General features: G+C 42.1%; 2 protein-coding genes. Both read right to left on the bottom strand.

Features of this window, described 5'->3' with window-relative positions:
• Positions 1-38 precede the first annotated feature (38 nt).
• Positions 39-4298 carry a beta-ketoacyl synthase N-terminal-like domain-containing protein gene (locus tag V7K69_RS15240; protein ID WP_335035724.1) on the bottom strand — a complete coding sequence of 1420 codons (4260 nt, stop codon included), beginning with the start codon at positions 4296-4298 and terminating at the stop codon, positions 39-41.
• The gene (locus V7K69_RS15235) at positions 4295-14494 is read right to left on the bottom strand and encodes an amino acid adenylation domain-containing protein (RefSeq protein ID WP_335035722.1); all 10200 of its coding nucleotides are present in this window, start codon (positions 14492-14494) and stop codon (positions 4295-4297) included. Before V7K69_RS15235 ends, V7K69_RS15240 begins: the two co-directional genes overlap by 4 nt.

The raw sequence follows: 14494 nt of genomic DNA, 5'->3' as shown, positions 1-14494 counted from the left end.
AGCTAATTCGTAATTCGTAATTTAAAATTAATTGTTATTCAAATTGCTATTTCTTCTCTATCAATCTCAACTAAGTTGATATCTGGCTCTAATTGTTTTTCTAGCTTTGCTGCTATTTCAACTATTGTAGTAGATTCAAACAAATTTGCTACAGATAATTTAATAGAAAAAGTGTTTCTTAATCTAGACAGAACTTGAACAGCTATTAAAGAATCTCCTCCTAATTCAAAAAAGTTATCATGAATTCCTACCTGTTTAATTCCTAATAATTCTTGCCAAATATCGGCAATTTTTTGCTCAATTTCATTCCGGGGAGCTATATATAAATTTGACAAATTAGGTCTGGAGTGAAGTGCAGATAGGTTTTCTTGGTGAAAAACATCCGGCTTTCTTTGTAATGAAATCTCTGATTTTTGTTCAGTATTCTTTTGCCCAGATTTGGTGCTAAATGCGGCTGATGCAGAAGCTTGAGCCATAATAATCTGATGCTCAAGCGCTTCAGTTTCAGGAAAAGCGGCAACTTGAACAAAGTCTTGAGCGCGTAGTGCTTCAAACCACTGCTCTAAAATGATAAAAGGCTGACCTGGATTGCGTCTTTTATCATCTAAAGGTTTCAACAGCAGACCCCAACTAATATCAAAATCTATTTTCGGCTGAGTTATTTCCCATACTAAAAGGAAGCCGCCAGGAGCTAATAAAGACCGTACATTCTGGAGGATTTGATCTAAGTTTTTAGTTGCGTGTAACACATTAGAGGCTATTATTACATCAAAGCTATACTTTTCAAACCCTTGCTGGGTTGGCGACTTATCTATGTCTAGTAATTGATATTCAACAAATGGATAATCCTGAAACTTTTGTTTGGCTTGAGTGAGAAAGCCGCTACCAATATCAGTAAAAGTATAGTTGGTTTGTTGGGGTGGCAACACAGGTAATAATGCTTGTGTAGTTACACCAGTACCCGCACCAATTTCTAGAACTCTCAGATGAACCGATGATGGCAATGACTTAACTACCTGTTCTAAGCTTGAGCGCAAGATAGAGTTGTAGTAAGTAATTAAAGAAGATTCAGAATATGAACCGTTGTTTTCTTTTTGGTAAACCTGTTCATTGAAAATTTCTAGTGGTTCTTGTTCGCCAACAACAATACCAGCTAAATTTTCACCACAGCATTGCACTAAATCTAAATCTACTAAAGATGAACCAGCAAATCTCGTTCTAACTTGTTCTAAATATTCATGAATATAATCTTGAGAACATGGCACTAGCCGAGTAAATAGCCCCTCATGTTGCTGGAGTTGATTTTGCTCAACTAATATTTGCAACCATCGAGATAACAATTGCTGATAGCGGGGAGAAATATTGTATTTATCCAATAAATTCTCTAAAGAATACTGTTCTTCTGGATTGCTAAAAGCGCCTAATTGCTGAAATGCAGAGTTGATATAGGCTGTACATAAACGATCCAACCATTGTCTGTTCTCTTGATATGTTAACTCGTCGAGTTCTGCATTTCTAGTGTTTGCTTGCTTTTGACCTGCTTGTAAGAGCGATGTCCACAATTGCGATGTTGTGGGTAAAGTTTGTAACTGTCCCCAAGCCGCTTTTTGTGGAGGGTCAATCCAATAACGTTGGCGTTCAAAGGGATAAGTAGGTAAGGGAAGACGATAATACTCATCCTGCCTATAAAATCCAAACCAATCTATCTTGACTCCAGCTAGCCAGAGTTGACCTAATGTGTTGAATAAAACATGACTATCAGATTGCTTTTCTTGAGGATGGCGTACCGAAGTCAACACTGTTTGTGCAGCTGTTTTGTCTGGATGCCTTTTGGTTAATGTAGTTAATGTATGTCCTGGCCCTACTTCTAGTAAAACTTGCTCTGGTGTTGCTAATAATTTCTCCATACCAGAGGCAAACAGCACTGTAGAACGCAGATGTTGAGCGTAGTAGTCAGGATTTGTAGTTTGGGTAGCTGTAATCCAAGTACCAGTTAGGTTGGAGATATAAGGAAGTTTTGGGGGATTTAAAGTAACTTTTTTAACTTGCTCTGCAAATGCCTCTAAGATTGGTTCCATCATCTGTGAATGGAACGCATGGGAAGTATGCAGACGACGAGATTCAATTCCTTGAGCAGCAAGCTGATTTTGTAGTGAATCTATTGCTGCGATGGAACCGGAAACTACACACTGTGAAGGTTGATTAATTGCAGCAACAGAGAGTTCTGACCCTAACAGAGATTTTACTTTGTCTGCGGACAAGGGAATTGAAAGCATTGCACCTGTGGGCAGTTGTTGCATCATCTGTCCACGTGCTGCTACCAGAGATAAGGCATCTTCTAAAGAGAAAACTTCTGCGAGAGTTGCGGCTACATACTCGCCTATACTATGACCGATCGCAGCTTGTGGTTCCACTCCCCAAGACTGCCATAATTTAGCTAGGGCGTATTCAATTACAAAAATAGCAGGTTGGGCAACGGCAGTTTGTTGAATTTGTTTTGATACCTCATCAATATTTGATTCGCTGGGATAAAGAATATGACGTAAATCTAGCCCTAGTAGAGGTTCAAGAATTTCTGAGCAATAATCAACTTGTTCTTTAAATAGTGTCTCAGTTTCGTAAATTTCCCGTGCCATATTAACATACTGAGAACCTTGACCGGGAAACATAAAGACAACAGACCGTTCTGTAATCTCTGTATAATTGGTAAAAACTTGTTTTGCTTCTAAAATACCAAGAGCTTCAACAGCATCTTCTAAGTCTTGACAAATTAACATTCGTCGGTAATTAAAACCCCGGCGACCACTATTGAGGGTATAAGCTACATCGCCTAAATTAAGCTCAGGATGCTCTTTTAAATGGGTGACTAAATTAGCTGTCGCCTTTTCAAGCGCACTCGCAGTTTTAGCCGACAGACACAACAAGTGATAATTTCTCCCCTGCTCCCTGCTCCCTGCCCCCTGCCCAAAAACAGGTGCTTCTTCTAAAATGACATGAGCATTAGTACCCCCCATACCAAAGGAACTAACCCCAGCACGGCGAGGAATGTTATCAGTTTTCCATTCAGTCAGAGATGTATTAACGTAAAAAGGACTGTTGGCAAAATCAATTTTGGGATTAGGTGTCTCGAAGTGCAAACTCGGAGGCAGCATTTTATGTTGCAGTGCTAATACAGTCTTAATCAAACCTGCGACACCTGCTGCTGTATCCAAATGTCCTAAGTTGGTTTTTAGCGAACCAATAGCGCAGAAACCTTTTTTATCGGTAGTTTGATTAAAAGCTTGAGTTAAAGCGGCAATTTCAATCGGGTCGCCTAAAGGTGTGGCTGTGCCATGAGCTTCGATGTAGGAAATTGTTTCGGCATCTACACCAGCTAAAGTTTGAGCTTCGCCAATTACTGCTGCTTGACCACTAATACTAGGAGCAGTGTAGCCGACTTTTATTGCACCATCATTATTGCTTGCCGAGCCTTTAATAATTGCATGAATATGGTCGCGATCGCTTATTGCATCCTTTAATCTTTTCAATACCACAATTCCAGCACCGCTACCACCAACAGTTCCTTGTGCCTTAGCATCAAAAGCGCGGCAGTGTCCATCAGGAGACAGAATCATTCCCTCTTGATACAAATAACCTATTTTTTGGGGAATATTGATAGAAACTCCACCAGCTAAAGCCATATCACATTCACAATTTAAGAGGCTTTGGCAAGCTAAATGAACAGCAACTAAAGAAGTAGAACAAGCAGTTTGCACATTTACTGCTGTGCCAGTCAAATTGAGTTTATATGCAACTCGTGTTGGTAAGAAATCTTTATCGCTGGAAATTGCTAACTGAAAAGGGTCAACTGTTTCTATTAATTGATGATTATTGTAGAGGTTGTTAAGGAAATACCTATTCATCCCCACACCACCATAAACCCCTATTAACCCATTATAGGTATACGGATCGTAACCAGCTTTTTCTATTGCTTCCCACGCTAATTCTAAAAATAGGCGTTGTTGTGGATCTATTAACTCTGCTTCTTTGGCACTATAACCAAAGAAATTTGCATCAAACAATTCAATGTCTGATAAAACAGCATTAGCTTTGACATAATTAGGATGACTCAGCAAATCAACAGAAACACCAGAGTTTATTAATTCTTCATCCGTTAGCCAGGATATAGATTCTACACCGTCTCGCAAATTCTGCCAAAATGATTCAACATCTTTTGCTCCAGGAAATCTACCAGCAACAGCAATTATTGCTATTTCAGAATTATTAAATTCATTATTATTAACTGAATATATAGTCATTTTCTACCTTTTCTTTGAGAAAGATACTGCTGTCTCAGTTGTAATTGTTGATTTCTGAAAGCTTTACTTTCATTTGAAGATTGCGGACGAGAGCTATTTTGTTTTGATGTATCTACTTTTTGAATTTTACTACTTAAATATTGGCTTAAGCTATGTATATTTGGATAATTAAACATCTCAACTATTGACAATTCTAAACCAAATTTCTCTTGCAATTGCTGATTAATTTTTACTAGTAGTAACGAATGACCTCCTAGTTCAAAGAAATTATTGTAAATCCCTACTTTTTCTACTTTTAAAGCTTTTTGCCAAATCTCAGCAATGATTTTTTCTGCTTCTGTATTTGGCATTACATATTCTGATAGTTCCTGTTGTAAATCTGGAGCAGGCAAAGCGCGACGGTCTACTTTCCCGTTAGGTGTCAGAGGTAGGGACTCTAGTATTACAAAAGCAGTTGGCAACATATACCCAGGCAGTTTATCAGCAAGAAACTGGCGCAGTTCCTCTGTTGTGGGTGTTATATCTTTTTGTGGTACGACATAACCAATTAAGCGTTTGTTACCCCCAGTTTGTTCATGAGCAATAACACAACAGTTCTGTATATCACTATGTTGCTCTAGTAATGTTTCAATTTCTGCCAATTCAATGCGGAAGCCCCGAATTTTTACCTGATTATCAATGCGTTCTAAGTATTCAATGTTTCCATCTGGCAAATAACGCGCTAAATCTCCAGTTTTATAGATGCGACCAGAACCGAAGGGGTTTTTGATAAATCTTTCCTGCGTGAGTTCTCTTCGGTTGAGGTAGCCTCTTGCCAACCCTACACCACCGATGTGTAACTCTCCTGGCACGCCTACGGGAACTGGTTGTAGATTTTTGTCTAAGATGTAAACTTGGGTATTAGCGATCGCTCTCCCTATAGTGATTTTCTCATCTTCAGAGGTGCATTTGCTAATCGTGGCACACACAGTAGCTTCCGTTGGCCCGTAGGCATTGAAGAAGTTTCTCCCCACAGACCATTGCTTAACTAATTCCGCAGGACAAGCTTCGCCAGCGATAATGATTGTTTGCAGTGCTGGCAGTTCCTCTGGTGGCATTACCGCTAACGCCGATGGTGGTAGGGTGATATGGGTAATCGCATAATCGCGTAATCGCTCAATCAATCGCTTTCCTGGCAATAGCGAGTCTTTGGTTCCTATATATAGCGTTCCACCTGAGCCAAAAGCCATGATAAATTCCCAAATCGAAGCGTCAAAACTCAATGAGGCAAACTGGAGAACGCGACTATTTGAAGTTAAGCCAAAAGTTTGAATCTGAGCTTGAGCTAAGTTACACAGTCCTTTATGCTCAACCATCACACCTTTAGGTCTACCTGTTGAGCCAGAGGTGTAAATAACATTTGCTAGATGAAAGGCTATTACACCACTGTTTGGATTATCTTGATTGTATTGGGCAATTTCTGACCAAGTTTTATCTAAACAGACAACTTTTGCTTGATTTGGAGGAAGTTTATCAACGAGTCGCTGCTGAGTTAACAGTAATGAAACTTGAGCATCTTCTAACATGAAGCTCAGGCGTTCAGGTGGATATTCTGGGTCAAGTGGCAGATATGCACCACCTGTTTTGAGAATACCCAGTAGTCCCACTACCATTTCTAAAGAACGCTCTACACAAATACCCACTAAAGTATCTGGTTTTACACCCAATGAGCGTAAGGAATGAGCTAAAGAGTTAGCGCGACAATTTAATTGCTGATAAGTCAGTTGTTGATTTACTCTGCGAGAAGCTTCGCTACGCTCGTCTACAAACACCACCGCCACAGCATCTGGTGTACGCTCAACTTGTTGCTCAAATAATTGATGGATACACTGATCTTCAGGGTAGTCCAACCATGTATTATTCCAATCCACCAATAACTGCTGCTGTTCAACTGCTGTCAGCAGTGGCATTTGAGAAATGCGCTCCTCTGGATTAGTTACAATTCCTTCAAGCAACGTTACAAAATGACCAGTCATGCGCTCAATGGTACTAGCATCAAACAAATCAGTGTTGTAGTCCCACACCCCTATTAGTCCAGTGCTTGTACTGAGCGTAGTTGTTGGCGAAGCCTCAGCAGAAGTGCAATTGTTCTGCATGATTAAAGTTAAATCAAACCTTGAAGACGCACCTTCTATTGGTAATGGGCTGACACTTAGCCCGGTTAGTTCTACTTGTGATGTGGGCGCATTCTGGAGGACAAACATTACCTGAAACAGTGGTGTATGGCTGAGATCCCGTTCTGGCTGCAATGCCTCTACCAACATTTCAAAAGGCAAATTCTGATGAGCATACGCACCCAAAGCTACTTCTCTCACGCGACCGAGTAATTCGCTAAAACTAGGATTGCCTGCCAAGTTAGAACGCATGACTAAAGAGTTGACAAAAAAGCCAATTAACCCTTCAATTTCACTGCGATCGCGGTTAGCAATTGGTGTCCCTACCAAAATGTCTTCTGTACCTGTGTAGCGGTAAAGCAGCGTATTGTATGCTGCCAACAGCGTCATAAACAGCGTTACTCCTTGCTCTTGGCTCAGTTGTACCAATCTATTAGTTAACTCAACCGAGAGTTCAAACTGTTGATATGCCCCGTTGTCAGTCTGCAATGCTGGTCTAGGTCGATCTGTAGGTAACGATAAGAAAGTCGGTGCATCTTTTAATTGTTGTTGCCAGTACGAGAGTTGACTTTGTAATACATCTCCTTGGAACCAGCATCGTTGCCAAATTGCAAAATCTGCGTACTGAATCGGGAGTGGTTTTAACGATGGGAGTTGACCTTGAGAATAAGCGTTGTACAACACTGCTAATTCTTGAACAAATACACCCATTGACCAACCATCAAAGACAATGTGATGTATACACACTAATAAAGCGTGTTCTGTCTCGGACAATACGACTAATGTTGCCCTGATTAATGCTTCAGTTGCTAAATTAAAGGGTTGTTGCGCTTGTTGTTGTGCTAATTGCTGCAAAGCAATTTCTTGCTCAGTTGTATATAAATGCTTTAAATCAACAACTGATACAATCCAAGATGTAGATGCTAGTGAGTCGAAAGTTTTTCCTATTTCCTGCCCCCTACTCCCTGCCCCCTGCTCCCTGCTCCCTGCTCCCTGCTCCCTGCTCCCTACTTGCTCCCTAATAATCTGTACTGGTTCTCCATCAACTGTGATGAAGTTAGTGCGTAAAGCTTCATGGCGATGAATGATTTCATACAAACTTTGTTCTAGGGCTGCAACTTTAAGAGTGCCAACTAGACGTAAAGCTATGGGTATGTTGTAGAAAGCACTGTTCGGATTTAACTTGTCTAAAAACCATAGCCGTGTTTGGGCATAAGACAGTGGTAATTGAGCATCCCTTACCCTTGGCAAGATGGGTGGTACAGACAGTTCTAAATCCTGCTGTTGCAACTGTTGAATAGTTTGGGACAATTCGGCAACCGTAGGCGCAGCAAATAAACTCCGCAATGGTAGTTCTACTTTCAAGCTGTTACGCACACGAGAAACTAATTGCGTTGCTAGTAACGAGTGTCCGCCAAGTTCAAAGAAATTATCATGAATGCCTACAAGCTCTACTTTTAGCACTTGCGCCCAAATCAGTGCCAAGATTTCTTCAATTGGGTTACGTGGAGCAACATATTTATCTGATAATTGGCTGTGTAAATCAGGTGCGGGTAATGCCCGGCGGTCTAATTTTCCGTTGGGGGTAATCGGTAGAGCATCTAAGATAATTATTGCACTTGGCACCATGTAGTCTGGTAACTTCTCCTTGAGGAAGCTACGCACAACGCTTACAGAGAGTGTACTTCGACTTACCTCGGCTTTGCTCGGCACGAGTCCCTCAGTACAAGTCTGCTCTGGCTGCGGTACTATGTAAGCGACTAGGCGTTTATCACCTGGGATATCTTCACGAACAATTGCACAAGATGCTCGTACATCATCCAGTTGTCCCAATACTGCTTCAACTTCGCCCAACTCAATGCGGAAGCCGCGAATTTTAACTTGATTGTCAATACGTCCTAAAGATTCGAGCTTACCGTCCGGTAAATAACGTGCTAAGTCCCCTGTTTTATATAAAAGTGCTGTTAGCGGTAGCGGGGCGTTCAGCCCGTGCTGAGTGCTGTTAGCGGTAGCGGGGCGTTTAGCCCGTGCTGAGTTCTCCCCCTGCTCCCTGCTCCCTGCTCCCCTGCCTTTTCCGAAGGGGTTGGGAATAAATTTCTCTTGTGTTAACTGGGGTCGGTTCAAGTAGCCTTGGGCTAAAAGTACACCAGCAATGTATACTTCTCCTGTTACACCCACGGGTACAGGTTGTAAATATTTATCTAAGATGTAAATTTGCGTGTTGGAAATCGGTCGTCCAATGGGAGGTAGTAGCGGCCAAGTTTCTACTGAATTGGGTAAAGTAAAACTGGTGGCTAAATGGCTTTCAGATGGCCCATACTGATTGTGCAATGTACAATCATTGAGTTTACCTAACCACTCATAAATCGCCCCAGTAATTCGTAACTGATCCCCAGAAGTAATGATTTCTCGCAAATGAGTATTCACTAATTCATTACTAATAGCAAATTCCGCTAATTGCTGTAAGCCCACAACCGGGAGAAACATTCTTTGAATTGCTTTTTCTTGGAGAAAACTTAACAAGTTTGAGGTATCGTGGCGTAATTCCTCAGTTATTAAGAACAATGTACCGCCAGAACACCAGGTAGTGAAGATTTCTTGGAAGGAGACATCAAAGCTAATCGATGCAAATTGTAGGGTTTTTGCTCCACGAGAAATTTTCAGATTGTCCCGATGCCACAAGATATGATTACAAAGGGCAAGCTGACTCATTGCTATGCCTTTTGGTTTGCCTGTAGAACCAGAGGTATAAATTATATAAACTAAGTTATTAGGTTGTACGCCGGAAATTAGGTTGTCTGTGCTGCACTGGGAAATTAATTCAGCGTCAGTATCTAAGCAAACCTTGTACTGAGCGCAGCCGAAGTGAAGTTTTGCTTGATTTGGGGGCAATCTATCAATAACTCGCTGTTGAGTCAGTAAAACTTCAACTTGAGTATCTTCTAAAATAAAACTCAAGCGATCGCTCGGATACTCTGGGTCAATTGGAACATAAGCTCCACCCGCTTTGAGAATCCCCAGTAATCCTATGACCATCTCTAAAGAACGCTCGACACACAACCCAACTAGGACATCGGCTCCCACGCCCAAAGACCGCAAGTAGTGCGCCAACTGGTTAGCACGGTAGTTTAATTGCTTGTAAGTAAGCTGTTGATTTTCATACTCCACTGCTACTGCATCTGGTGTCAGTTCGACCTGTTCCTCAAATAATTGATGGATGCACTTATGAAGTGGATAATCAACTTCTGTATCGTTCCACTCGACAAGTAACTGTTGTTGTTCCAGTTGTGTTAGCAGTGGCAATTGAGAAATTCGCTGTTCTGGGGTAGTAATAATACCTTCAAGCAATGTCACAAAATGACCAGTCATTCGCTCAATAGTACTAGCATCGAACAAGTCAGTGTTGTACTCCCACACTCCTATCAGTCCAGTAGGACTGTTTTGCATGATTAAGGTTAAATCAAACCTTGAATTTGCACCTTTCATTGGGAATGAACTGACACTTAGCCCACTCAGTTCTATTCCAGATATGGGTGCATTCTGAAGGACAAACATTACTTGGAACAGTGGTGTATAGCTAAGATCCCTTTCTGGCTGCAATGCTTCCACCAGCATTTCAAAAGGTAAATGCTGATGAGCATACGCGGACAATGCTACTTCTCGAACATGAGTCAGCAATTCGCTAAAAGTGGGATTACCAGCCAAGTTAGTACGCATGACTAAAGTGTTGACAAAAAAGCCAATTAACCCTTCTATCTCAGAGCGATCGCGATTAGCAATTGGCGAACCCACCAATATATCTTCTTGCCCTGTGTAGCGATAAAGTAGAGTATCAAAGGCTGCCAACAGTGTCATAAAGAGGGTACAACCTTGTTGCTGACTCAGTTGTGTTAGTTCACCAGTGAGCTTCTGTGAAAGTGCAAACTCTTGATATGCCCCGTTGTCAGTCTGTACAGCTGGCCTTGGTCTGTCTGTAGGCAGCGATAATAAAGCTGGTGCATCGGCGAGTTGCTGTTGCCAGTAACTTAGTTGACTTTGGAGTACATCCCTTTGCAACCACTGTCTTTGCCATAAGGCAAAATCTGCGTACTGAATTGGCAGTGGTGTTAATGGTGATGGCTGACCTATTGAATAAGCATTGTATAGTGCCGCTAGTTCTTGAATAAACACACCCATTGACCAGCCATCAGAGACAATATGGTGCATACACACCAATAAAACGTGTTCTGTCTCGGACAGCACTACTAATGTGACTCTGACTAATGCGCCCTTTACTAGGTCAAACGGTTGTATAGCTTGTTGTTTAGCTAATTGCTGTGTGACTATTTCTTGTTCGGTTAAGGGTAAATCCTTCAAGTCAACAATTGAGACTGTCCAATTCGTCTGTTGTTGAATTATTTGAGTTGGTTTTCCATCAACTGCGATGAAGTTGGTATGTAAGGCTTCGTGGCGATGAATAATTTCAACTAAGCTTTGTTGTAAGGCAGTTTGATTAATTTTTCCTACTAGACGCAAAGCTGTAGGTATGTTGTAGAAGGCGCTGTTCGGGTTTAACTGGTCTAAAAACCACAAACGCTGTTGAGCATAAGACAATGGTAAGTCTGCATTCTCCGCCCTCTTGAATATGGGTGGTGCAGACAGTTCTAAGTCTTGGTGTTGCAATTGCCCAATCACTTGTGCCAACTGTGCAACTGTCGCTGTAGCAAACAACTCACGCAATGGTAATTCTACTTTGAAAACATTGCGGATGCGTGAAACTAGTTGCGTTGCTAGTAATGAGTGTCCCCCAAGTTCAAAAAAGTTATCATGAATACCCACTTGCTCTACTTTCAACACTTGCGCCCAAATTTGTACCAGTATTTCCTCGGTAGGTGTGCGTGGGGCAACATACAATTCTCGCAGTGTGCTGTCTAATTCTGGTTTTGGTAAGGCACGATGGTCTACTTTCCCGTTGGGAGTTAAAGGTAACGATTCCAGCAGTACCAAAGCACTTGGCATCATGTACTCTGGTAGCTTATCCTTGAGAAACTGACGCACTTCTGCGACTGTAGGAGATTTTTCTACCTGCGGCACTACGTAAGCAACTAAACGTTTATCGCCCGGTTCATCTTCTCGGACAATCACCACACTTTCCCACACCGCCGGATGAGAAGCTAGTAATGCCTCAATTTCGCCCAACTCAATACGGAAACCACGAATCTTGACTTGATTATCGATGCGTCCTAAATACTCTAACTCGCCATTAGGTAAATACCGGGCTTTATCCCCTGTTTTGTATAGTCGCGCTTGAGGGTTATTACTAAAAGGATGAGAGATAAACCGTTGTTGTGTCAATTCGGAACGGTTCAAATAACCACGCGCTACCCCACCACCACCAACATACATCTCGCCAGGAACACCAATTGGTACTGGCTGTTGATGTTCGTCTAGTACATACACCTGCAAATCTGGTATTGGACGACCTATTACACTTGCCGTGCTGTGCAAATCAGCTTTACTCAAAGGGCGATAGGTAACGTGTACGGTAGTTTCTGTAATCCCGTACATATTCACTAATTGGGGCATTTGGTCGCCGTGTCGCTCAAACCAAGGTTGCAAACTGTTGATTTCTAAAGCTTCACCACCGAAGATGACTAAACGTAAGCTTAATGAGGAGGCAGGGGGAAATGTAATTGACTGTTCTGCTTGAATTAACTGGCGGAAGGCTGAAGGTGTTTGATTGAGGACTGTGACTTTTTCTTGACATAATAAATTGTAGAAAGATTTGGGCGATCGCGTCACTAAATAAGGCACTACTATTAGTTTTCCACCATACAGCAATGCACCCCAAATTTCCCACACAGAAAAGTCAAAAGCATAAGAGTGGAACATTGTCCACACATCATCAGAATTGAATTTATACCAAGCATCTGTAGCTGCAAACAGACGAGTTACATTACTGTGATTGACTAAAACACCTTTAGGCTTACCTGTGGAACCAGAAGTGTAGATAACATAAGCCAGGTTATCGGGTGTTGTTGTATTGTCTAGGTTGGAATGGTGATTTTGAGCTATTGTATGCCAGTCTGTATCTAAGCAAACAACACACGCCTGATGTTTGAGCAGAGATTTTACTAATTGCTGTTGGGTTAATAGCACTGAAACTTGAGCATCTTCTAGCATGAAGCTCAAACGCTCAGTGGGATAGTCTGGGTCAAGTGGTAGGTATGCCCCACCTGCTTTGAGAATCCCCAGTAGCCCTATTACCATCTCTAAAGAACGCTCTACACACAAACCGACCAGTAAATCGGCTTTTACTCCCAAAGACTTGAGGTGGTGCGCCAACTGATTAGCGCGAGTATTCAATTGCTGATAAGTCAGTTGTTCATTCTCAAATACAACTGCTACAGCATCAGGGGTGCGTTTAACTTGCTCCTCAAATAACTGATGAATACATTTATCCTGGCGATAATCTGCTTGAGTATTGTTCCATTCCACCAATAATTGATGACGCTCTGGTGGACTCAACAGTGGTAATTCTGCAACTCGCGCAGTGGGATTAGCAACAATTGCTTGGAGTAAAGTTTGAAAATGTTGCGCTATGCGACTAATTGTACTCGCATCAAATAAATCAGTATTATAAGACCAAACGCCCTCCAAACCGCCTGCAACTTCCCAGTAACCCACATCCAGGTCAAATTTGACCATTTCATCAATTGGCAAAGAGATGTTCTCGATGGTTAAACCAGGCAAATCACCAAAAGATAGTGAGGCATCCTGGAGAGCAAACATCACCTGTACCAGAGGGTTACGGCTCAAATCTCGTCCTGGCTGTAACTTTTCTACCAACATCTCAAAAGGTAAATCCTGATGGGTGTATGCTGATAAAGTTGTCTGCCGTACTTGCGTTAAGAAGTCAGTAAAGCTTGGGTTTCCAGAGAGATCGCCCCTTAATGCTAAGGTATTGGCAAAAAAACCCATTAAATTCTTGAGTTGGGGACTGTTGCGGTTGGCGATGGGAGAGCCAACAACAATATCTGATTGACCGCTATAACGAGAAAGTAAGACTAAAAACGCTGCCAGTAGAGTCATGAATAACGTTGCGTCTGACTGCTGGCTCAACTGTTTGAGGCGTTGGGTGAGGTTGCGATCAAGTTGAAAACGCGCAACTCCACCTCGGAAGGTCTGAACTGGGGGTCGTGGTTTATCGGTAGGCAGTTCTAGCACACCAGAGACACCCGCTAACTGTTTTTGCCAGTAAGTCAGTTGGCGTTCTAGAACTTCGCCTGCTAGCCACTGACGTTGCCAAAAGGCAAAGTCAGCGTATTGGATGGGTAATTCGGGTAGTGAATTGGGCAATCCTTGAGAAAAAGCTGTGTATAACTGAGATAACTCACGGTTGAAGATTTCCAAAGACCAGCCATCGTAGATAATGTGGTGCATCTTCAACAGCAGTATATGCTCGCGATCGCTCAGTTGGAGTAAAGTGAATTCTACTAATGGCCCAACAGCCAAATCGAAAGCCTTGGATGCAACTGACTCCACTATTTGCCGAATCTGTGCAGTTTGTTCAAGGGCTGATAAACCTTGCAAATCATAGACTGGTAAAGTGAACTCGGTTGGAGGAGCAATTACTTGGATAGGTTTCCCGTCTACTGCGGGGAAAGTTGTTCTTAAAATCTCATGGCGACGCACAAGTTCGCTCAAACTCTGCTGTAGCGCAACTATATTCAGCGACCCTTCTAGCCGCAAAATCAGCAGCATATTATAAGAGCGACTATCGGGTGAAAGCTCGTGTAGAAACCAGAGACGTTGCTGGGCAAAAGATAGCGGTAGTTCACCGTCCCGTGGCACTGGTTGAATCGACAATTGAGGAGCAGTTTTAACTTGCTTTGCTTGCTGTAAAAACAGCATAATTTCTTTTTTACGCGCAGCTATTTCCTGCCGCAGTGTTGGAGTTAAAACACCTTCAGGTGCATGACAACGCAAGCGATCGCCATCGGCTTCTAGTTCAATATTCAAGCTAGTCAGTTGACGAATGAATTCAACAATGCTGTTAGTCAT

The sequence above is a fragment of the Nostoc sp. genome, from assembly GCF_036917775.1.
In the GTDB taxonomy this organism is placed as follows: Bacteria; Cyanobacteriota; Cyanobacteriia; order Cyanobacteriales; family Nostocaceae; genus Nostoc.
Note: the sequence above shows the minus strand (reverse complement) of the source record. Positions and strands in the feature narration are given on the sequence as shown.

What these genes read in the sequence shown, in the direction of transcription:
- V7K69_RS15240 (WP_335035724.1), bottom strand. Translation starts at nt 4,298, where the DNA reads ATGACTATATATTCAGTTAATAATAATGAATTTAATAATTCTGAAATA.
- V7K69_RS15235 (WP_335035722.1), bottom strand. Translation starts at nt 14,494, where the DNA reads ATGACTAACAGCATTGTTGAATTCATTCGTCAACTGACTAGCTTGAAT.